At 61.4% G+C, this 22,884-nt stretch carries 16 protein-coding genes; 3 read left to right on the top strand and 13 right to left on the bottom strand.

Annotated elements, in window-relative coordinates; all coding sequences use genetic code 11:
• Position 1 precedes the first annotated feature (1 nt).
• From PPRO_RS02000 to PPRO_RS01935, 13 genes are all read right to left on the bottom strand, one after another.
• Positions 2-3,223 carry an efflux RND transporter permease subunit gene (locus PPRO_RS02000; RefSeq protein ID WP_011734359.1) on the bottom strand — a complete coding sequence of 1,074 codons (3,222 nt, stop codon included), beginning with the start codon at positions 3,221-3,223 and terminating at the stop codon, positions 2-4.
• A 15-nt stretch (positions 3,224-3,238) separates the two neighbouring features.
• Positions 3,239-4,462, bottom strand: coding sequence for an efflux RND transporter periplasmic adaptor subunit (locus tag PPRO_RS01995; RefSeq protein WP_011734358.1), 1,224 nt, complete (start codon positions 4,460-4,462; stop codon positions 3,239-3,241).
• A 426-nt stretch (positions 4,463-4,888) separates the two neighbouring features.
• On the bottom strand, positions 4,889-5,959 hold the full coding sequence (locus tag PPRO_RS01985; RefSeq protein WP_157039913.1) for a hypothetical protein: 1,071 nt from the start codon (positions 5,957-5,959) through the stop codon (positions 4,889-4,891).
• 55 nt (positions 5,960-6,014) lie between these two features.
• Complete coding sequence (locus tag PPRO_RS01980; RefSeq protein ID WP_011734355.1) at positions 6,015-7,493, bottom strand: alpha-amylase family glycosyl hydrolase; 1,479 nt, start codon at positions 7,491-7,493, stop codon at positions 6,015-6,017.
• A gap of 61 nt (positions 7,494-7,554) precedes the next feature.
• Complete coding sequence (locus PPRO_RS01975; protein ID WP_011734354.1) at positions 7,555-10,314, bottom strand: MGH1-like glycoside hydrolase domain-containing protein; 2,760 nt, start codon at positions 10,312-10,314, stop codon at positions 7,555-7,557.
• 58 nt (positions 10,315-10,372) lie between these two features.
• Positions 10,373-11,497 carry an AI-2E family transporter YdiK gene (ydiK, locus tag PPRO_RS01970; protein ID WP_011734353.1) on the bottom strand — a complete coding sequence of 375 codons (1,125 nt, stop codon included), beginning with the start codon at positions 11,495-11,497 and terminating at the stop codon, positions 10,373-10,375.
• A 94-nt stretch (positions 11,498-11,591) separates the two neighbouring features.
• Positions 11,592-12,203: a PqiC family protein gene (locus PPRO_RS01965; RefSeq protein WP_011734352.1), complete on the bottom strand. Its 612-nt coding sequence runs from the start codon at positions 12,201-12,203 to the stop codon at positions 11,592-11,594.
• A 1-nt stretch (position 12,204) separates the two neighbouring features.
• Positions 12,205-13,842: a PqiB family protein gene (locus tag PPRO_RS01960; protein WP_011734351.1), complete on the bottom strand. Its 1,638-nt coding sequence runs from the start codon at positions 13,840-13,842 to the stop codon at positions 12,205-12,207.
• Complete coding sequence (locus tag PPRO_RS01955; RefSeq protein ID WP_011734350.1) at positions 13,835-14,476, bottom strand: paraquat-inducible protein A; 642 nt, start codon at positions 14,474-14,476, stop codon at positions 13,835-13,837. The genes PPRO_RS01960 and PPRO_RS01955 overlap by 8 nt, the downstream gene beginning before the upstream one ends.
• The gene (locus PPRO_RS01950; protein WP_011734349.1) at positions 14,473-15,138 is read right to left on the bottom strand and encodes a paraquat-inducible protein A; all 666 of its coding nucleotides are present in this window, start codon (positions 15,136-15,138) and stop codon (positions 14,473-14,475) included. The genes PPRO_RS01955 and PPRO_RS01950 overlap by 4 nt, the downstream gene beginning before the upstream one ends.
• 229 nt (positions 15,139-15,367) lie before the next feature.
• Entirely contained in the window at positions 15,368-16,069 is a 702-nt protein-coding gene (locus PPRO_RS01945; RefSeq protein WP_011734348.1) for a DUF3313 domain-containing protein, read from the bottom strand.
• Positions 16,070-16,184: 115 nt separating this feature from the next.
• Positions 16,185-16,547, bottom strand: coding sequence for a putative quinol monooxygenase (locus PPRO_RS01940; RefSeq protein WP_011734347.1), 363 nt, complete (start codon positions 16,545-16,547; stop codon positions 16,185-16,187).
• Positions 16,548-16,686: 139 nt separating this feature from the next.
• Positions 16,687-18,750 carry a sigma-54-dependent Fis family transcriptional regulator gene (locus PPRO_RS01935; protein ID WP_011734346.1) on the bottom strand — a complete coding sequence of 688 codons (2,064 nt, stop codon included), beginning with the start codon at positions 18,748-18,750 and terminating at the stop codon, positions 16,687-16,689.
• A gap of 438 nt (positions 18,751-19,188) precedes the next feature.
• Between PPRO_RS01935 and PPRO_RS01930 the strand changes: the two genes are divergently transcribed.
• The 3 genes from PPRO_RS01930 (at position 19,189) to PPRO_RS01920 (ending at position 22,756) form a co-directional block, all read left to right on the top strand.
• Positions 19,189-19,905 (top strand): DUF4410 domain-containing protein, encoded by a 717-nt coding sequence (locus PPRO_RS01930; protein ID WP_011734345.1) that lies wholly within the window; start codon positions 19,189-19,191, stop codon positions 19,903-19,905.
• A 75-nt stretch (positions 19,906-19,980) separates the two neighbouring features.
• On the top strand, positions 19,981-22,044 hold the full coding sequence (locus tag PPRO_RS19235; RefSeq protein ID WP_011734344.1) for an OmpA family protein: 2,064 nt from the start codon (positions 19,981-19,983) through the stop codon (positions 22,042-22,044).
• Between the two features lie 94 nt (positions 22,045-22,138).
• The gene (locus tag PPRO_RS01920; RefSeq protein WP_011734343.1) at positions 22,139-22,756 is read left to right on the top strand and encodes a hypothetical protein; all 618 of its coding nucleotides are present in this window, start codon (positions 22,139-22,141) and stop codon (positions 22,754-22,756) included.
• Positions 22,757-22,884: the final 128 nt, after the last annotated feature.

Below are 22,884 nucleotides of genomic sequence, written 5' to 3'. Positions count from 1 at the left end.
GTCAGTTACCCCCTTCCCGGTGGATATCATGGCTCTCGGTCAGGCTCGCCACCTGCGGCGTGTCCGGCGGACGCCCTTCGGCCGCCGCTTTCTTCGCTTTCTTCTCCTTGTTACGCTCGGTCAGATTGTCAAAGATATAGAAGAAGAGCGGCACGTACAGCATGGCCAGGGTTGCCTCGCCGATCATCCCCCCCATGATGCCGGTACCGATGGAGTGTCGGGCGTTGGCGCCGGCGCCGGTGGCGATGGCCAGCGGCAGTACGCCGAAGATGAAGGCCAGGGAGGTCATGATGATGGGGCGGAAGCGCTCCTCGCCTGACCGCACCGTGGCGTCCATGATGGAGAGCCCCTGTTCCCGCAGTTCCACGGCAAAGGTCACCCGCAGGACCGCGTTCTTGGCTCCCAGGCCGATCAGAACCAGCAGGCCGATCTGGAAGTAGACGTCGTTGCTCAAGCCCCGCATCCAGTTGAACATCAGGGCGCCCAGGATGCCGAAGGGAACGGCCGTCATGACCGAGCCGGGCAGGGTCCAGGATTCGAACTGGGCCGCCAGCAGGAGGAAGACGATAACCAGGCCGAAGGCGAAGGCAGCGGCGGAGGTGCCGCCTGATTTCTTCTCCTCGTAGGCCATGCCCGACCAAGCAAAGCTGTACCCCTGGGGAAGAACTTCCGTCGCCACCTCTTCCATGGCCTTGATGGCCTCGCCCGAGCTGAATCCCGCCTGGGCGTTGCCGGTGACCTGGGCGGCCGGAAAGCCGTTGAAGTGGGGCACCAGGTCGGGGTTGGTCACGTAACTGGTGTTGACCACGGCTGACAGCGGCACCATCTGGCCGGTGGTGGAGCGGGTGTAGAGCCGGGTGATGTCCGCGGGGGTGCGGCGGTAGGGGGCATCGGACTGGAGGATGACGTTCCAGACCCTGCTGTACTGGTTGAACTGGCTGACCTGGATCGAACCAAACTGGGCCTGCAGGGCGCTGTACACATCCTCCACCGGCACCCCCAAGAGCACGGCCTTGGAGCGGTCAACCTCGGCCTTCAGCTGCTGGGAGGCGGCGCGGAAGGTGGTGTTCAGCCCGGTCAGTTCGGGGCGCTGGCGCGCCTTGGCCAGGAACTGCTGGGTGGCCTCGTACAGGCGGGCCGGCTCGCCGCTCCCCTTATCCTGGATCCAGAACTCGAAGCCGCCGGTGGTGCCGATACCAGGAATCGCCGGCGGGGCGATGGGGATGGTTACCCCATCCTTGATGGTGCGTGCGGCCCCCCCGATCTGCTTCAGCACGGCCTCAGCGTTCTCCTTCTTGGCGCGATCCCCGGATGAATAGCGTTCCTTGAAATCCTTGAGCGTGACGAAGAAGGTCGAAACGTTGGGCTTGTACTGGCTGTCGATCAGGCTGTAGCCGCCGATCATGGTCCGGTTCTCCACCGCCGGGTTCTTGGCGAACAGCGCGTCCACCTTCATGGCCATCTCCGAGGTACGGTTCAGGCTGGCAGCATCCGGCATCATGATCTGCGTGAAGATGTAGCCCTGGTCCTCATTGGGGACGAAGCTGGTGGGGATGGTCTTGAACAGGTGCACCAGGCCGAACATCATCACGGCCAGCAGCACGAAGGCCACGGTCATGCGCTTGATCATCAGCACCACGGCGTCACCGAATTTCAGGGTGAACGTGTCGAACATGCGGTTGAACCAGGCGAAGAACCCCTTCTGGGGGGGCGGGTTGTGCTTGAGCATGAAGCCGCACATGGCCGGGGTCAGGGTCAGGGCAACGAAACCGGACAGGGCCACGGACACAACGATGGTGATGGCGAACTGCTTGTAGAGCTGTCCGGTGGTGCCGGGGAGGAAGGCCGCCGGAATGAAGACGCACGCCATGACCAGCACCACCGCGATCAGGGAGGTGCCGATCTGCTCCATGGCCAGGATGGTGGCTTCCTTGGGAGGAAGGTGCTTCTTGATCATGTTGCTTTCCACGTTCTCCACCACCACAATGGCGTCGTCGACCACCATGCCGATGGCCAGCACGATGCCGAACAGGGTCAGCAGGTTGATGGAGAACCCCATTGCCAGCATGCCGGCGAAGGTACCGATCAGCGAGACGAAGACTGCCACCGTACAGATGATGGTGGAGCGGAAGCTCTGCAGGAAGAGATAGACCACCAGGATGACCAGCACGATGGCCTCGAACAGGGTGTGGATGACCTCCTCGATGGAGAGACGCACGAATTCGGTGGTATCAAGGGAGATGGTGTACTCGATGCCGGCGGGAAGGGTCTTCTTCAGATCCTCCATGACTTTGCGCACCCCCTTGGACACTTCCAGCCCATTGGCGCCGGCCTGCTGGTAGACGATGATCGGCGCACAGGGATAGCCGTTCAACCGGTTGTCGTCGATGTACTGGCGCCGGCCGGTCTCGGCGCGGGCCACGTCCCTGATGCGCACGATGGCGCTGCCGTCCTGGCTGGCGCGCAGGATGATATTCTCATATTCCGAGGGCTTGACAAAGGGCGACTGGGTCACCACCGGAAAGGTCAGCTGCACCGACTTGTCGCTGGGCTGGGAACCGACCTGTCCGGCCCCGAACAGGGCATTCTGCTTGGCCACCGCATTCTGGATGTCGCTGGTGGTGATGCCGAGAGATGCCATGCGGTCCGGGTTCATCCAGATGCGCATGGCCTGGTCCGGCACGCCGAAAATCTGGGCCTGTCCGGCCCCGTTGACCCGCTTGATGGCATCCAGCACGTAGACATTGGCGTAATTGTTCACATACTCCGGTGTGTAGCGGCCGTCCTTGTTGTAGAGCGAAATGATCATCAGGGGGCTTGACGATTTTTTCTGCACCGAGACGCCGTACGTCTTGACCGCATCGGGGAGCTGGGGCATGGCTAGGTTGACCCGGTTCTGCACGTCCACCTGGGCGATATCAGGATCGACATTGAGGGCGAAGTAGGCGGTGATGGTCATCTGACCGGTATTGGAGCTGGTTGAGGTCATGTAGAGCAGGTTGTCGGCACCATTGATCTGCGCCTCGATGGGGGCGGCCACCGAGTCACCCACCGTCTTGGAGTCGGCGCCGGGATAGGTGGTCGTCACCTGGATCGTCACCGGCGTGATGGTGGGGTACTGGGCCACCGGCAGGGCCTTCATCGCCACCAGGCCGGCGATGACGATGATCAGGGAGATGACCGTGGCGAAGATCGGCCGTTCGATGAAAAACTTGGAAAACATGCTGCCCCTCCTCTGTCAGTCGGCCTTCTTCGCCGGGGTCGGTTTCGGTTCGGCGGCCGCGGGGCCGCTCTGGGAGGCGCCAGCCTGCTTCACCACCACTTGGATGCCCGGCCGCAGGGTCATGCCGCCGTCCACCACCACCTTTTCGCCGGCCTTGAGCCCCTCGCTGATGAACCAGTCGTTGCCCATCAGTTCACCCACCACCACCGGCCTGGATTCCGCCTTGTTCTCCCTGTCCACGACCCAGACGAAGTGCCCCTTGGCCCCCTGCTGCACCGCCCGTTGCGGCACCAGGATGGCGTTGGGCCTGATGGCCCCCTTGATGCGGGCGCGTACGTACTGGTTCGGACGCAGGACTCCTTTGGGGTTGTTGACGCTGGCCCGCAGCAGGAAGGTGCCGGTCTGGGGGTTGAAGGAGGGGTCGGCGAAGGTGATGCGGCCGGAGTGGGGGAAGATGGAGCCGTCAACCTGCACGATCTCGATCTCGTAATTCTGCCCTTTGGGGGGGCGGATCTGTCCCTTGGCAATCTGATCGCTATATTCCTTCAACTCGTTTTCCGACAAACTGAAGTTGACCCAGATGGGTGAGAGGACCGCCACGGTGGTCAGCAGGCTGTTCTGCGTGTTGATGTAGGCGCCTTCCTGCTGCAGGGCGGCGCTGGTGATGCCGTTCACCGGGGAGGTTATGGTGCAGTAGGAGAGGTTGAGCCGCGCCGTCAGCAGCTGGGCTTTGGCCGCCTCCACAGCCGCTGCCGCCGATTCATAGGCGCCGGTGGCGTCATCCAGGTCCTTCTTGGAGAGGGCGTTCTTTTCAGTCAGGGGCTTGGTGCGATCAAGATTGAGGCGGGCCGTCTTCATGGCGGCCTTTTGCCGATCCAGTGCCGCGCTCGCGGCATCCACCTGGGCCTGAAACGGTTTCTTGTCCATCAGGAAGAGGACGGTACCCGCCTTCACAATACTCCCCTCGGTATAGGCCCGCTTTTCCAGGAAGCCATTTACCCGGGCCTGGATGCTCACCTGCTGCGAACTCTGGGTCTGTGCCACGTATTCGGAGATAATCGGCGTGTCTTTGGCAATGACCTGGACAATCTCGACCGCCGGCGGAGGTAACGCGACAGGCTTTTCCTTCTTGGCGCAGCCGTTTGCCAGCAGTGCAACCAAGCAGGCGGCTGCCGTGAAGCACCGCCCGGCATAACCGGTCGACCAGAACAATGTGCGGACGCTCCTGAGACTCTTCATGCTCTACCCCCATGAGATGCCAGTAGTTAAAACAAGAGAAAACCAGTTTGCTGGATTTCGGCGTGCTGAATCCATTGTGCGAACTGGACAAAAGCTGCTCATGAACTGCTGCCTGCCGGTACCAATTGGACAGCTCGACTCTCGTAATTTGCCAAAAACATGCCAGCTACGTGCGCAACTCCAGTCGGGCGCTAACCGGGCGTATTTCAATCAACCATAGCCACGGACCAGCGACGGATACGCAGCCACCCGGATAGCCAGAGACGACATATCATCCGTGAGTTGATATTCAGTCCTCCCGATAGAAGTGCTTTCCTGGCAGTCTGCAGGGACGCAACTGCCATTGGCGCCCCCTTTTTGCTGCCGCACGCCTTGACAACCAGAGCCCAGGCTGGCGTCGGCTTGCCCACTGTAACGGCGGGGAAATTATCCGCCGGCATTGATGGTGACGATGGGTGCCCCCTCCTTGCCGCCGGTCTCGGTCAGGGTCATGACGAACATCAGGAAGGAGAAGAGTTTTTTCGAGACGTAATTCCGGTCGTCGATCCAGAACCAGCGGCCCCGGTACGGCACGGCGGCAAAATCGTCGTCAGGCTTTGCCGTGGAGCAGAGGATGCGGATCATGGTCCCCCTGATCCCCTCCCCTTCCGGTTCCATGGTCGCAGGCACTCGCCGCTCGGTCACATGCTCGGCCGGCACCTGGATGGTGGCGGAGATGTCGCTCAAGACTTCGATGATCGAACGGGTCAGCAGGGCGACCTCTTCGTCACTGCCTGACACCGATCCGTAGACAACACGGAATTCTCCCCCCTCCTCCTTGAGGCCGAGCATGCGCCGCACCTCCCGCGATGCCTGCTCCGTTTCCCGGTCCATACGCTTGCGGAAGACCATCATCAGGGCGTCGCGGTTCTCCATCTTCCTGACCCGCAGGGCAACGGCACCCGAGGCTTGGATATGGCGCATTTTCTCCAGGATGAGGTAAAACTCCGGGTCGGCCTTCCGCGCCCGGGCCGACCCTCCGAAGGAGTTCTGGATGCCGTTGACCGAGTGGACCAGGATGCGGAAGACCAGGTCGATGGGGTAGCCCCCCTCCACCAGGCTCATCACCGTAGCCGGTGCCACGGGGGTCATCAGGTTGCGGGCGAACTTCTCTCCGGTCAGTGGGGTATAGGTGATGGTGGGGCGGTCGATGAAGTTGCCCTCCACGCCCAGAAGCTGGCTGTTGGCCTGGGGGGGGTACGACCAGCCGAAGGCGGCATTCAGGGCGGTGGAGACCTGGTACTGGTTGATGATGGAAGCCACGTCCAGGAAGATGGGCGCGTCTCCGTAGCGGATCTTGACGATGTTGAGCAGCATCTGCCGCTTCCACGACTCCGAGATGGCTGCGGTGTAATCGAAGCGGTCGCGGGCAACGGTAGCCGGACCAAGGCCGGAGCAGCCGGTCAGAAACGCTACCATCAGTGCCGCCGCAGCGAGGATCCGAATATTCAGTACCATCTGTCGTTTCTCCTCCACCATCACCCTCCGGATCAGGCCTGTCCCATGGGACCTCTCACAGCGGCTCCAGCCGGAAGATGTTGCATTTCCACGGCCCCAGGTCGACATACAGCCCCGCCCCCGTCATCTCGTCCCCGTCCCGGTCCCAGCTCTCAGCGGTCAGCAGATCCACCAGACGCCAGGTTCTCCCCCGCAGTTCCTCACACGGCAGCTGGACGCGGGCCTGGGCGGCGGTAGCGCTCAAGTTTACGACGATCAGGTGGCGGCTCTTCTCCCCGCTCCAGCAGTGGGCAACGATATTCAGGTGGCTGGCGTTGTCCGGCCAGCCGCTCCGTTCACAGAGGCGCCAACGACCGCCGCGCACCCCTTCACGGGCGATTACCACCAGCAGGGCCTGGTAGAATGCCCGTAACTTATGGTCAACCTCCTCGGCAGGACGGCGGCCGAGGAACACGGGAAGCCTTACCCTGCGCCCCTCCAGTTGCCCCTCGTGGAGCAGCGCCGCCCCCGGAAGGGTGGTGGTGAGCAGGGCAACGGCCCTCTCCTTCTCCGGCGAGAAGGTGGCGGCGGCCCGCGGCTCGTCGTGGTTTTCGATGAAACGCACCAGCCGCTCCTGATAGGTCGCCTCGGCGCAGAGGTGCAGTCGGACGTTCTCGGCCGGGCCGTGCTCCAGCCGGTCGTACAACTTCTTGTCGTAGCAGAAGTCAAACCCCTGCTGCTGCAGTTCCCACTCCAGCTCCCAGTACGCCTCGGCCATGAAGAGGAAGCCGGGGTGGGTTGCGCGCACCGCACCGATCAGCTCCGGCCAGTAGTCAACGGCAGGGGGTACCCCGGCCCGCTCCCCCCAGGTGCGCTGGAATATGTGGTTCATGACCAGCATGGCCATGTCGCAGCGCACGCCGTCGCACTGGTCGGCGATGGAGCCAACCGTCTCCCTCACCGCGGCCCGCAGGCCGGGATCGAAGGCGTTCAGCTGCAGGACGTCGGGCCAGGCCGGGAAGAAAGGATCCCGGCCGCAGGCGTACACATGCCCTCCTGTAGTCAGAAACGACGCCGGTTCCCGCATAACATCGCCGTAATCCCCCCGGATGAAGTAGTCGGGATGCTCCGTCACCCAGGGGTGGTCGGGAGCCACGTGGTTGGGGACCAAGTCCAGGATCAGGGCAAGGCCCCGGCTGGCCAGTTCCTGACGGGCAACCGCCAGCCCCTCCCTCCCCCCCAGACAAGGGTCCACCTCGTAGTTGCGCACGCAGTAGGGGGAACCGACGTTGTCTTCCGCCCTGAAGTCGGGCAGGGCCCGGGAAAAGTCATCCAGCAGTCCCTGGTTGGCCATGGACACCTGGATGCCGGCGGGACTGCGCTCCCAGACCCCCATCAGCCAGACCCCATCGAAGCCTAAGGAGGCGATGTCGTCCCACACGCTCTTGGGGACGCTGGCCAGGGTCAGCGGCTCGCCCAGTTGTTGACCAAGCTCCCGGAGCCAGACCCAGGTGTTGATCTCGTAGATAAGCGGATGTTGCGGCCACGCGCTCATGGCATGCTCCTTATCTCCCGGCTGGTAGAAAACAGGCAGCCGGGCACCCTTCCGCCGCCCGTTACTTGCCCACCGTCTTTTTGATCGCCGCCATCTCCGCATCCTTCGCCAGCAGGACCTCCTGCGTCACGTCCCCCATCCCCTGGATGATGCGGGCGATGCAGCCGGTCCAGCCGGTCTGGTGGCTGGCGCCGATGCCGGCCCCGTTGTCGCCGTGGAAGTACTCGTAGAACAGCAGGTACTCCTTCCAGTGGGGGTCGTTCTGGAACTTCTCCGCCGAACCGTACACCGGGCGGCGACCGTTCTCGTCGGGGAGGAAGATGTTGACCAGGCGGTTGCCCAGTTCCTGGCCCACCTCGTACAGGTTCATCATCCGGCCCGAGCCGGTGGGGCATTCCACCGTGAACGAGTCGCCGTAGAAGGCGTAGAGCCGGTAGAGCGCGACGATCAGCAGGAAGTTGACCGGCATCCAGATGGGGCCGCGCCAGTTGGAGTTGCCGCCGAACATCCCGCTGTCGGAGTCACCCGGCAGGTACTCCACCCGGGACTCCTGGCCGTTGTGCTGGAAGACGAAGGGATGCTCCCGGTGATAGCGGGAAAGGGCGCGGATGCCGTAGGGGCTCAGAAACTCCTCCTCGTCCAGCATGCGGGCCAGGACGCGGCGCAGCTTCTCCTCGTTGAACAGTGACAGCATGCGCCTCCCCGCCACTCCGGGCTTGTTGGGGAGATGCATGTTGGCGGTCAGCTCGGGGTGGCGGTCGTAGAATGCCTTGGCCCGCTGGATGAAGGTGGGCATGTTGGCGATCTGCTCCTCCTCGAAGATGGCCACGGCGGCCAGGGGGAGGAGGCCGACCATGGAGCGCACCTTCAGGCGCATGGCCGTGCCGTCGGGCAGCCGCAGGACGTCGTAGAAGAAGCCGTCCTCCTCGTCCCACATCTCGTCCTGCAAATCTCCCAGGCGGTCCATGGCCCCGCCGATCCACATGGTGTGCTCGAAGAACTTGCTGACGAACTCCTCGTAGAGCGGGTCGTGCAAGGCCAGCTCCACGGCGATGCGCAGCATCTGCTGGCTGAAGAAGACCATCCAGGCGGTGCCGTCGGCCTGCTCCAGATAGCCGCCGGTGGGGAGCGGCGAACTGCGGTCGAACACGCCGATGTTGTCCAGACCCAGGAACCCTCCCTGGAAGACGTTGTTGCCGTCCCGGTCCTTGCGGTTGACCCACCAGGTGAAGTTGACCAGCAGCTTGGAAAAGGCGTACTTGAGAAACTCTATGTCCCCCCTGCCGTCGTGGCGCGCCTTGTCCATGAGGTAGATCTGCATGGTGGCAAAGGCGTGCACGGGAGGGTTGACGTCGCCGAAGTTCCACTCGTAGGCCGGGATCTGGCCGTTGGGGTGCAGGTAGTCGTTGCGCAGCATCAGGTCAAGCTGGGATTTGGCGAAGTCCGAGTCCACGATGGAGAGCGGCAGCATGTGGAAGGCCAGGTCCCAGGCCGCGAACCAGGGGTACTCCCACTTGTCCGGCATGGAGATGATGTCGTCGCAATAGGCGTGGGACCACTCGCCGTTGCGGATAGCCTGGCGCTCTTCCGGCCGGGACCAAGGGGTGATGTGGTGCTCTTCCAGCCACTTGTCCACATCGTAGTAGAAGTACTGCTTGGTCCAGAGCATGCCGGCCAGGGCCTGGCGCATGACGCCGGCCTGTTCGGGATGATCCGCCTTGATCCTGGCAGGGGTGATGAAAGCGTAGAAATCGTTGGCCTCCTGGATGCGCGCCTGGAACAGGGCGTCACACCCGGCGAAGGGAGCGAACGTCGCCGCCGGTTTGGTGCGGGTCAGGCGCAGCCGGATGACCTCCGTCGCCCCGGCTGCGACGGTCAGTTGATAGTGGGGCGATGCCTTGGTGCCGCTCTGGGCCGGATTGATCGCATCTGCCCGTCCCTGCACCAGGTAATCGTTAATGCCGTCCTTGACAAAGGGGGTGGCATTGGTTCCGCCGAAGAGGCGGACATGGTTTGTCTCGTTCTCGGTGAACAGGAGCGGGACGTCGCCATCACAGTAGAGGTAGTAATCGGCCAGAAATTCCTGGAAGAGCGGGTCGGTGTGGTAGGCGTGGATGACGCTTCCCGTTCCGTTTTCCACTTTTTCCATGACCGGCCTGCTTCCTCCCCCCGCCCAGGACCAGGTGTTGCGGAACCAGAGGGTGGGCAGGAGGTGCAGGCTGGCAGTTTCCGGCCCCCGGTTGGCAACGCTGATCCTGATCAGGATATCCTCGGTATCCGCCTTGGCATATTCCACGAACAGGTCGAAGTAGCGGTCGTCGTCGAAAACTCCCGTATCCAGTAGTTCGTATTCCAGCTCGTCCTTGCTGCGGTTGCGGTTGGTGACCACCAGATCCTCATAGGGATAGGGAGCCTGGGGATACTTGTACAGGTACTTCATGTAGGAGTGGGTGGGGGTGCTGTCCAGGTAGAAGTAGTACTCCTTCACGTCCTCGCCATGGTTCCCCTCGCTGTTGTTGAGTCCGAACAGGCGTTCCTTCAGGATGGGATCCTTGCCGTTCCAGAGGGCCAGGGCGAAGCAGAGTATCTGGTGATCGTCCGAGATGCCCCCCAGGCCATCCTCCCCCCAGCGGTAGGCCCGGGAGCGGGCCTGGTCGTGGGTGAAATAGTTCCAGGCATCGCCGTTACTGCTGTAGTCCTCACGCACCGTGCCCCACTGCCGCTCGGAGAGGTAGGGGCCCCACTTTTTCCAGGGGACCTCTGCTTCACGGGCCTCTTCCAGCCGTTTCGCTTCATTCGTAGGTGATATGTTCTCCTGCATGACGGTACTCCCTTCGGATGTATGTTCATGGTCCCCTGGCCCTGCCCAACAGGCAGGGTCACAGGGCGCTGTCTTCCCGTTGAGGGTGACCCGTACCGAAATCGCTTCCAGCAGCGGCCTCCTCCGTCGGCTCCGGCCCCATCACCCAGGCAACCAGCAGGGTGTAGGTCACGGCCAGCATCACCGGCCCGATGAACAGGCCGATCACGCCGAAGGCGATCAAGCCGCCGATCACCCCGGCAAAGATCAAGAGCAGGGGCAGGTCGGCGCCCTTCTTGATCAGGATCGGCCGGATGAAATTGTCCATGGTGCCCACGACAACCGCCCAGACCACCATGATAGAGCCCCACATGGTCTGGTCTTTCCAGAAGAGCCAGATAACGGCGGGGATGAGCACCAGGGAGGGACCGAGCTGGGCCACGCAGAGGATGAACATGACCGCAGTCAGCAGCGTGGCTGCCGGAACCCCGGACAGGGCCAGACCGATGCCGCCCAGCAGGGCCTGGGCCAGGGCGGTGACGACCACGCCGAGGGCAACGCCGCGGATGGCCTTTGCGGCCAGGATGGAGGCGTCTTCACCGCTCTTGCCGCCAAGCCGATGGGCAAAGAGGCGGACCCCCATGGCCGCTTTCTCACCGCTGGCGTAGAGCACCGCGCTGATGATCACGGTCAGCAGAAACTGCACGACCATCATCATGACGCTCCCTGTCTGGGCCACAATCCAGCCGACGATTGCCTTGACATGGGGCGCCAGACGGGCGGACAACTCCACCGGGTCGATCGTCGCCAGAGTGCGCCAGCGTTCGGCCAGTTTCGGCCCGATCACAGGGACCTGCTCCACCCAGGCCGGTGGCGGTGCCGGCGTGTACATGGCCAGTGACCTGGCCCAACCGACGATGTCATCGGAGCGTTCGACGATACTGACGATTGCCAGGGTCAGGGGGATAACCAGCAGGAGCAAGAGCGCGGCACTCATTGCCGCAACCGCCAGTGCCCGCTTTCCCCACAGGCACTTCTGGAGCGAGAGCATCAGCGGCCAGGTGGTGATGACAATCATGGTTGCCCAGACCAGCGCCGTAAGAAAGGGGCGCAGCACCCAGAAGCTGGCGCTGATCAGGATAGCGATGAACAGCACCGCCAGGGTGGTGCGAGCGATGTCCGCGGAGGGGGTAGCAGGTTTCATTGATGGTATTCTCCACTCGTCGTAATGTGGCGGGAGCGACCGGCCTGCCGCTTCCGCCGGTGTCAGCTGGGGGATGAGCAATGGGCGAAACTGCTCACTCAGCCTTCATGGGATCATGGATCTCCCGGGCGATCTCCCTGCTCACCTGCCCGAGAGCGCTGCTAACGGCCGCCACCAACGTATCGTAGCGGGAATCTTTCAGCTTCTCCATACAGGTCGACACACGCGCCGCGACGCAGGTTCCATCCGCGGCGGAAAGGGTCCACTGAACCCTCATGCTCAGCTGGTCCCCCGGCACGCAGTCCAGACGGAGGATTCGCATGGCCAGGGTATAGTCGGCTTTTTCGTTCCGTCCCCGGGGTGCGGCCTGCACCCGGTCGCTGGCAAGGAGCAGGGAGAGGTTCTCCGCCATCACTGCGGCGATATTGTCGGGAAGGGAACCGGCCCAGCGGTCGAATTCGGCCAGTTTCAGTTCGTTCTGTCCGCTCCTGGTCACGATCTGGGGACGGTTCAGGTAGTCGGGGACCTCAACCGGAGCGATACTGAGGGAGACCTGCCTTACCGCCGATGCCGGCGGTTTCGCTGCCTGGGGGCCAAGGGGGCTCAACGTATAGAAGCGGGCCTGTGGCGAACGTGCGCAACCGGCAAGCCAGATGGTTGCAATGACCAGAATGAGCGTTCTCGGCAGGTTGAATCCGTTGTTCATCTCACTCTCCTTTGGCGGCGGGCTTGCCGCTGATCAGCGACTCGGGATGACGCTCCAGCTGATCGGTAAGCATCCGCAGCGACTGGGCGGCGCGCGACAGTTCCCGCAATGTTTCTCGCAGATCCTGCTGCAGCGGCGCGTCGTCCTCCAGGACCTTTTTCGCCGTTTGCAGCGTCTTGCGTGCCTCCTCCAGGGTTGCCCGCGCCTCGGGCACGACCTCGCCACCCGCCCGCTTGACCACCTGATCCGTACTCTTCATGGTGGCGTCGAAGGACTGCAATGCCTGTCGCACATCGCCGACCACCTCATCCAGCGGCAGTCTTTCCAGTTTTTTCATAACCTTGCCCAGCGTTGCCTCCAGTTCCACCAGGCTGCTGGGGGTGGTGGGGAAGCGGGGAGGATCGCTGGACCAGTTGATGCTGGCCTTGGAAGCGCGGGGGAAGAAGTCCAGGGAGACCAGGAGCTGTCCGGTAACCAGGTTGCCGCTCTTGAGCTGCCCCCGCAGTCCGTAGGTAACCATCTGGTTGATATAACTCTGGGGATCCCTCGGATTGCTTACAAGCATTTGGCTGGACCGCGAAGTCATCCTGTGGGGATAGACCCGCGTCTCCACCAGCATGTTGAGCTGCTTGCTGCGGCTGTCGAACTCCACCTGGATTCCCGTAACCTCGCCGACAATCACTCCGCGGAAGTCAACCGGCGCCCCCACCGACAGGCCACGCACCGATTCGTGGAAGACCATGGTGTAGGTATTGCTGTAGGAATCAGGCTGTTTCATCGCCTCTTCGCGGTTGGCGCAGAGGGTGAAGGCCAGGTTCCGATCAGGCGGAGGGGCTTCGGCATCCTCATCCAGGGTCTGGAAGGCTATCCCCCCCACCATGATGGAGACCAGCGACTGGGTGTTCACCTTCAGGCCATTGGCGTCTATGGCAATATCGACTCCGCTGGCATGCCAGAAGCGGCTGTTGGCCCTGACATACCTGTCGTAGGGGGCGGCGACGAATACCTTGAAGGTGACCCCCCTGCCGTCTTTGTCCAGTTCGTAGGAGAGCACCTGCCCCACCTTGATACGGCGGAAATAGAGCGGGGAACCGATGTCCAGCGACCCCAGATCCTGGCTGTGCAGCTTGAAGCGGCTCCCCGGCTCATCCATGGTAACCACCGGGGCAGTCTCCAGCCCCTGGAAGTTGCGCAGTGTTTTTTTTGCTGTGCCCACGTCCATGCTGATGTAGCTCCCCCCCATCAGGGTGCCCAGTCCGGTGACGCTCCCCCCGGAGATATGGGGGCGCACGACCCAGAACTTGGTGTCCTCCACCAGGTAGGGGGTGGCCTCCTTGACCAGCTCGGCGGTGGCGATCACATGCTTCAGGTCCTTGGAAATCTTGATCTCCGTGACCAGGCCGACCTCCACATCCTTGAACTTGATCTTGGTCTTGCCCGCCTCCAGCCCGTCACCGCTCTTGAAGCTGATGCTGATGGTCGGCCCCTGCTGCAGGTAGGATCTGACGGCCAGGGTTCCGCCGATGATGGCCGCCACGATGGGGATCAGCCAGACCAGCTGCAGGGAAAAGCGCCGCTTCGGCTCGGCCACCGCCTCGGGGATGTCCTGAAATTCCTGGTCTTGGGATGTCTCAGTCATGTTCGGTTCTCGCTTTCTTCAGGGGATCCCAGATAAGGCGCGGGTCGAATGCCATGGCGGCGAACATAGTCAGGACCACGACCGCGCCGAAGGCCAGTGCCGCCGGGCCGGCGGTAATGGTGGCCAGAGAGCCGACCTGCACCAGTGCGGCCAGGATGGTTACCACGTAGATATCCAGCATGGACCAGCGGCCGATCAGCTCCACGATCCGGTAGAGTTTTGTCCGCTGCAGCGGCAGCCAGGTGGAGCGGAAGTGCACGGAAACCAGCAGCAGGGTCAATGCGATCAGTTTCAGCAAAGGCACCAAGATGCTGGCGATGAACACAACCAGGGCCAGATCCCAGGAGCCAGAATGCCAGAGATAGACGACCCCGCTCATGATGGTGTCGTCCTGGGCGCCGAACATCGAACCGGTCTTCATGATCGGCAGCAGGTTGGCCGGGATGTACATGATGTAGGCCGCGATCAAGAGCGCCAAGGAGCGCGACACGCTGTTGGGCTTGCGGAAGTGCAACGGCGCGGAGCAGCGGGGGCAGCGGGACTCTCCGCTGCCTTTCACTCCCTTTGACAGCAGGCCGCACACATGGCAGGAGAACAGTCCGCAATCCTGCGCGGTAAGCGGGGCTCTGGTCATGGGCCGTTCCTCTCCCCAGCGGCAGCTTCCGCCCGCACCCAGACATCACGAATATCGAAGGATGCGGCGGCGGCAGCCATCAGCAGGATCAGGACGCCGAAGGACCAGAGGGCCAGGCCGGGGATGACTCTGGCAAAATGGGTGAGCTTCACCAGCGCCACCAGCACCCCCAGCAGGAACACCTCCACCATGCCCCAGGGGCTCAGGTTCCGCAGGATGCGCATGCTGATGTTCAGGCCGGCCGGCCGGCGCCCGGACTTGAGCGCCAGCAGCAGGTGGAGCATGAAGGCGATTTCCAGGGCCGGCATCAGGAGGGTGGTCAGGAACACCAGCAGGGAGATGGTGGTCATGTCCTGGTTCCAGAGCGCCCGGGCCGCACCCATGAGGGTGGTGTCGTGGCGCGTCCCCTGGATGTTGATGCCAACGATGGGGTAGGCATTGGCGACGATGAAAACCAGGGCGGCGGTCAGGGTAAAGGAAAGGGTATAGTCCAGGCTGGCATGGGGTGAGCGGTAGAGCTTGGCTCCGCAGCGTACGCAACGAGCCACTTTGCCGGGGAGAAGCTTGATCTCCCGCTGGAGGAGGTCACACTCGTGACAGGCGATCAGCAGCGGCAAATCGCCATCGCCGGACCGCTCCAGGCTGATCTCACTGGCGCTCATGGCGTGTCTCCTGTTCCCTTACGCCGTCGCTGAATCGCTCAGTCGGTTGGCCTGGTGGGGATGGAACTGCGTGCGGGGAATTTGTCCTGGCCATGTGAAGCAGGCCTCGGTTTCTTGAAGCGTCAGCCATTCTAACTCATGGTTACAACGGCCGCACTCTTTTCCTTGTTGCCATCGGTACGAACCAGCCGCCGATATCCATCGACGGCTGGCGCGGAATACCGCCTGATCAGTCCGGCATGACGCAGTTGGTGCCACCCCGGTTGTCGCACAGGGCAAAGCGTATTTTCTTGGCCCAGTATTTGAGTGCCTCGTCGGCGTTATACCAGCTGCTCCAGAGCTTGGTGATGGTTTTGCCTCCCACGCGCCGGTCCAGGGCCGCACCCAGCAGTTCGCCGCTGGAGGCGTCGGTAATTTTCATCTGCAGGGTTATCTCACCCACCCCCATCTGCTTGCCGGTGACGGACATTTTGACGATATTAAGGCCGATGCCGATGGGAGAGAGCGTGGAGATCGTATTGCGGGCCGGCTTGGAGGAGTCTGCATCGATGATTGCCCACTGGATGCGCATGGTGCCCGGCTCAGCCGAGGTAACGACCGTGTAATCCTGCTCAAGTTCCTTGCTCAAGTAGACATGGGCGTTGTTGGCCAGTGCCTGCAGGTTCTCCAGCTGGTCCTTGTCCAGCTCGCCATCCTTGTAGATGATGACCGGGTCGATCATTACCTTGTTGTAGCTCTTGACTTCGGCCTTTGGGTTCACGTATCGGTACAGGGCCTGATTACCGCTCCCCTCGACCAGAATCTCCGGGTTGACCAGCGGCGATTCCTTGAGGTCAACGCTGCGCGCCTGATAGCTTCCGGCGCATCCGCCCATCTGCAATGCACCTGCCACGAACAGCGCAACCAGTACCGGTGTTTTCATCCATTTCATGCTGTCTCTCCTTTCATGCTTGAGTGTTGTGAAGCGACTGTACCGACTGGTCAGGAATGTTCCCCTGGCGCATGCTCCCTTCCCGCTTCGCCCTTCTCCCTGGTCCGAAGCGGGTTCAGCGTGCCCCAGGGGGAGTCCTTCCTGAACCCGGTCCGTCTTCCCCTCTGATTTTCTCGATCAGTTCGATCCCCTGCGTCTCGCTGGATTCGTAGAACGATATCTCCGGAATCTGTGACGACAGCTCCATGGCCTCCAGAATCTTGGCGTAGTTGCTGCTTTTGATATGCCGTTTCAGTTCCGCCAGGGACCGCCACAGCTCCACGTAGAGCAGGCCCTGCTCTTCATCATGCTCCTCGTAGATGCTGCAGGCAAGGCAGCCCGACTCCGCCATAATGGGCCCCTTGATGGTAAGGAGTATGTCCAGAGTCTCCCGGCGTTTTTCATTGAGCGGTATCGTTTTCAGGGTGACGATGATCATGGTGGAGAATCTCCATCCCAGTTCTGTGCCAACCGAAACGAAAGCTGAATATTGTTTTAAAACAAGAGACAATGTAGAGAGTTACACTGCCGGGACGGGACGGGCGCGCTGGCTCGGCACCGGATCGAGAGACGAAATCTCAACCTGAGGATGGTATGCCGTCTTTCTCCCGGGGAGGGAGTATGCCCAGTTTTTTCATCCGGGAATAGAGTGTGGCCGGATTGAGATCCAGGATATGGGCGGCGCCCCCCTCGCCTTTTATGCGCCACTCCGTCCGGCGCAGAACATCCTGGATGTAGTGGCGCTCCATCTCTTCGAGAGTTGTCATCTGGGGAGGGGCGTTAACGATATTTTCCGGAAGCCGTATCTTCAACTCGTCTCCCGGACTGACGATCACCGCGTATTCAATGACGTTCCTCAGCTCCCGCACGTTGCCCGGCCAGGAATAGGACTGCAGCGCAAGCATGTCCCTCTTTGCGATCCTGAGAATCCGTTTGCCCATCTTCTCGTTGAAATCCCGCACGAACTCCCACGCCAGCAGGGGGATGTCCTCCCGCCGCTCACGAAGGGGGGGGACGACGATGGGAAAAACGCTCAGGCGGTAGTACAGGTCTTCGCGAAATCTGCCCTTGCGCACCTCTTCCAGCAGATTGCGGTTGGTTGCGGCTATCACGCGCACGTCAACCTTGATCGTCCGGGGAGATCCCAAGCGCTCGAACTCCCCCTCCTGCAGCACCCGCAGCAGCTTGCTCTGCAGCTCCAGCGACAACTCCGCTATCTCGTCCAGAAAGAGAGAGGAACCGTCGGCAAGCTCGAAACGCCCCATCTGGCGCGTCAGGGCGCCGGTATAGGCTCCCCGCTCCCGCCCGAACAGCTCGCTCTCCACCAGCGACGAGGGGAGCGAGGCGCAATTCACCTTCACCATCAATTTGTCCCGGCGTGGGCTGTGGTTATGGATCGCCTGGGCCACCAGCTCCTTGCCTGTCCCGGTTTCACCGTACACAAGAACGGTGGAGGGGGTTGGCGCCACCTGCTCCACCATGGCAAGTACCCCTTGGATCGGTTCGCTCTGGCCGACAATCTGATCGTTGAAGCGGGACGCGCGAACCTCGCTGCGAAGATAGTCTGCTTCCAACTCCAGCTTGTCCTTCAGCCTGGCGATTTCGTCACAGGAACTTCTGAGCTCGTCCTCCGTCGCTTTCCGGTGAAGCGCGTTCACGAACAGATCCCCGATTATCTGCAGGCGGTTAAGGACATCCTCGGTCCCGGCAAGGATGCCGGAATGGGATTCCACGACGATCAGGTAATGGACCCTGTTTTCAACCCTCAGGGGAACGTGCAGTCCGGAGCGAATCCCCATGGCCATCCAGGAAGCGCGGTCCCTGTCCGCCTCGACCGGCAGTTCGGCGAGATCGGAGAAGCAGTAGCAGCGCCCCTCACGCAACTGACGGAACGACCAGGGGAACAGGGCCACGAGGTCGACATCACCGGGCAAACGCTCAAGTCCCTCCCGGTACACGGCATGGGTGATGATGGTTTTTTCACCCTCCAGATCCACCTTGATCAGCCCGCAACGGTCGCCATGAAAATGGTCCAGGAGTCTCCACAGGGCATGCTCGATCTGATGGTCCAGATCAGACGGCAGCGTGGACTTGGCAAAGACGGACGAGGTCTCCGCCAGGAATGACTCGAAGCTCAGCTGCCGGAGAAGGGTCTGTTCATTCTGCTTCCGTTGGGTTACATCCGCCGAAGCTCCCATGACGCAGTATGATTTTCCGCCATTACAGCTGTGCGGCCCCCCCCGCGAGTGAATCCAGCGAATTGATCCGTCCGGGAGCAGCAGGCGGTACTCGATGCTGGTTGTCTCACCCCTCCGCATCATGGCGTCCAGCCCCTCCCTGACCATATCGAGATCATCGGGATGAACCCTGTCCAGAATCTGTTCCAGACGGATCTGCCCGTTTTGGGGAAGACAGAAGATATCCCTGGCAACATGATTGCTCCAGATCGCAGAGGTCGCGAGATCCAGCGCCCAGAGGGCGGTGCCTGAAGCATCCGCGGCACGCTTGAGCCGGGTCTCGTTTATTTTCAGTTCTTCACATGAGTGATGCGTGGTGCCCCACTGATCGTCGTCGGCCACGGATCGTGGAGAGTCGCAGGTAAGCAGCGGGTGGAGGGTCTTCTTGGGGGCTCTTTCCAGCATAGGTGATTCCTCATGGCCGAATCTGAAATCGTTTTAACTGAATGATAGTGCAGATGTTGTTCGTCGCAAGTTGAAATGTCATCCCGAGGTCGATATTTAGTCTCGACAGCGGCGTGCGTAGCCAGGAGTGCGACGGCAATGCAGCGTATTTGTGGCTAGTTACGACCAGTGCCAATCGCCGTGAAAGTTGGCACAATTAGTGGTTGTAAAGCAATACTCTATGGTGGAGCGTCACGTCATCACGGTACCCTGCTCTTTGTGCGCCGAGATCAGCACCGTCACCCTGAGCCCGAGAGAAAGGGGCGACGCATCAGTGGCTGAGGACAGCCTTCGGGTACGAAAACTACTGGGACTCAGTCCGACGGCAATCGGCGTCTACAGGAGTTGGCCAAGACAACAGGCCCCACGAGAGGCGAGTGACAGAAAAGGAGGTTGTACATGAAGATTCACTATCGTTTCCGTTTCATTGTATGCATGGTTGCTCTGCTGGTTGTGGCCGGCTGCGCTTCAACCAAGGTCACCGACCGACAGCCGCTGGTGACCGGCCAGATTCAGCGTCCCGGCCGCATTCTGGTCTACGACTTCGCCGCAACCCCCAACGAACTCCCCCCCGGCTCGGCCCTTGCCGTCCAGTATTCTGGCGGCGAAACCCCACAGAGTGCCGAACATATCGCAAACGGCCGGAAGCTTGGCGCCCTGATAGCACAGGAGCTGACCAGCCAGATCCGCGAGATGGGCATGTTGGCGGAGCACGCCTCGCTGGGAACGACAGCAGAGCTTAACGACATCGTCATCAGGGGCTGCATCATTTCCTACGACGAGGGGAGCGCCGCCAAGCGCGTCACCATCGGGATGGGATCCGGCTCATCCCAGTTGAGGGTTGCCGCCGAAGGCTTGCAGATGACCCCCCAGGGGCTGCGCACCCTGGGGTACGGCGCGACCCAATCCGGCGGGAACAAGACCCCGGGGGCTGCCGTGGGAGCCGCCACCTTCATCGCCACCGCCAACCCGGCGGGCCTGATCGTCAGCAGCGGGATGAAGGTCTACGGCGAGATGAGCGGCAGCAGCAAAATCGAGGGGCGCGCCAAGAAGTCCGCCGAGGAAATCGCCGATGTGCTCAAGAAACGCTTCAAGGATCAGGGGTGGATCGAATAACCGCGACGGGAGTCCCCATGACAAGGGGCGGAATCCAAGCCGGACCCCTTCAACCAGAGGAAAGGAGAATACGTCATGTTACTCAAGAGAATGTATGCGCTGTTGACAACCGTGACACTGCTGTTCGCCAGTGGATCTGTTTTCGCGGCGGACACGGGTGTCCTGGAGATTCGCTCCACCAGAACCGGGGCAACCGTGGCAGTGGAGCGGGCCATCAAGGAGGGACAGGTGCTGGTGAGCGCCACCGACGCGGCCAAGAATCCGCTCATGGGGCTGACCGCCAAGGATTTGAGCATAAGCCAGGCAGGAGTTGCGGGCAGGATCATCTCGGTGAAGCCGATTACCGAGAGCCAGGAGGTGACCCGCCACATCGTCCTGATGCTGGACAACTCCTTTTCCATGTACGAGCGCAATGCCATTAAGGCGCTGCTCGCTGGCCTTGACAAGGTGTTCAAGATCGTCAGGCCGATCGACAAGGTCTACCTGGTTATTTTTGACAACAAACTGACCACCAGCGTGGGCGGACGGCAACTGCGCGTGCACTCCTTCACGTCCAGCAACCCTGATGAGTTGCGGGAGTTTGCCAGCAAGGCCTACAGCCAGCAGGGACTGACAGGGACGACCGTACTGTACGAAGGAATGCTGGCCGGACTGGATATCATCCGAAAGATACCTGCCACGGACCCGAGAATCATGGTGGTCTTTTCCGACGGTGAAGACCTGAACAGCGCCCTGAAGCCGGAGGACGTCCAGAAGGCGACCCAGGGAATGGGCCGCTTCAACGCCTACGCCATCGATTACATGCCGGGCTATGCGACCAGTAAATTTCTGACCGGCTTTGCCACCCAGAACAACGGCCAGATATGGAAGGCCACGGCGGAGGACAATCTCGTCCCGATCTTCGAAAGCGTTGCCTCGCAACTGCAGCACTACTATGTCGTCAGCTACGACTTCGTGCCCACCGGTACCGTTGCCGTTGCCACGTCCACGCTGAACATCGAGGAGATCAAGACCATCGACTCCTCACCCCTGCTGGCTCATATCTACTTCGACAAGGGGATGGGCGAGATTGGCGACACGTATGTCCGTTTCCACGAGGCCAGTGCAACGGAGGGATTCGACGAGCAGACCTTCCGTGACACCACCGAAAAGTACCACCAGATCCTGAACATCATCGGCAAGAGACTGGCCGACACCCCGGGAGCCACCATAACCCTGGTTGGCTGCAACGACAACAGCGGCGCGGAAAAAGGGAAGACAGGGCTCTCCACCAGGCGGGCGGAAGCGGTGAAAACCTATCTGGGGACGATCTGGAACATCGCTCCCGAGCGGATCAGGATCGAAGCCCGCAACCTGCCGAAGATGCCCAGTTCCAGCAGTTCGCAGGAAGGACAGGCCGAAAACCGCCGCGTGGAGATAGTAAGCAACGACACGGCCATACTCGCCCCGATCCGCAGCGTCTACGTTTCCGGCAAGGCTGATGCCTCTGAACTGGCGATAACGCCAAAGCTGAGCTCGACCCATGGCGTCTCCGACTGGAAGATTAGTGCCAGCAACGCATCGGGTGCCATTGCCCAGCAGTCCGGCAGCGGGGCGCTGCCGGAAAAGGTGAGCTTCCCCCTGAAGGAAAAAGATCTCCTGACGATCGGCGCCGGTGGCGACATAATCGTCAAGCTGGAAATGCAGGACACCAAGGGGCAGCCACTGGTCGTTTCGTCCGAGCCGATCAAGGTCAACTTCAGCCAGGTCAGCCAGCGCCAGACCCAGAAGAAGGATCAGAATGTTCAGGAGAAGTACGCCCTGATCCTGTTCGATTTCAACAAGGATACCGTCAGCGGACTCAACCAGGAGATTGTCAACAAGATCGTAACCCGCTTCAAGAGCCTGCCCCAGGCCAGCATGTCGATTGTCGGCCACACCGACAACATCGGCTCGGAGAGCTACAACCTCAAGCTCTCCCAGCGTCGTGCGGCAGCGGTCTACAAACTGTTGACAGCCGCCTATGGCGAACCGGTCGGCGAGCGTATCCGCTTCTCGGGCGTTGGGCAGGGGTCTCCGCTTTTCGACAACCAGACGCCCGAAGGACGTGCCTTCAACCGCACGGTGACCATCACGCTGGAGTATCTGAGCGCCGAGTAGCCGGAGCAGTTCCAGGAACCCGCGATACAGAATGGCCTGCTCCCGAACGCAGCGTTCCCGGGCAGGCCAGTATCACACTTCAAGGAGAGTATCTATGAAAAGACTGGCCGCTGTTCTTGCAGTAACCTTGCTTGCAGCATCATTCACCACGGTTTCCATTGCCGCCACCGACACAGCCCCGGCGGCAAAGAAGAAAGCCGCTCAAACAGCAAAAAAGCCGTCGGTAAAAAAAGAGCGGACCACCCGCATCACCGCCACAGTCGAAGCAATCGACCTCGACACGCGCGTCGTAACGCTCAGGGACACCAAGGACAACCTCTTCGACATCACTGCCGGTCCACAGGTCACCAACCTGCCCCAGGTGAAGGTCGGCGACCAGGTGGAGATCACCTACTACCAGTCCATTGCGGTACAGGTCTTCAAGCCGGGTGAAGCGCCCCAGGGAAGCGCGGCGACAGTGGCTACGGAGCGGCTTGCCAAACCGGGTGAAAAACCGTCAGGGATTGCGGGAGCCAACGTCAGCATAACAGCCACCGTCGAATCCATCAGTCCCCAGAAGACAAGCGTCACCCTCAAACTGGCAGACGGCAAATACAAGGTCGTCAAGATCGAGAACAAGAAGAACCTGAACAATGTGAAGGTTGGTGACGAGGTTGTGATAACCGCTACGGAGACACTGGCGGTCGCGGTAAAGCCGGCTGTGAAGAAGTAGACACCGGGGTGGCGAATGCTGCCCCTACGCTGCTGAAACCGTCACCACGTCGACGGCGCGAAAACACGAACGGCCTTCCGGAAAAAGGAAGGCCGTTCGTGTATCATGATTTTTCTAGCAACGGGAAG

The organism is Pelobacter propionicus DSM 2379 (assembly GCF_000015045.1).
Taxonomy (GTDB): domain Bacteria; phylum Desulfobacterota; class Desulfuromonadia; order Geobacterales; family Pseudopelobacteraceae; genus Pseudopelobacter; species Pseudopelobacter propionicus.
Note: the sequence above shows the minus strand (reverse complement) of the source record. Positions and strands in the feature narration are given on the sequence as shown.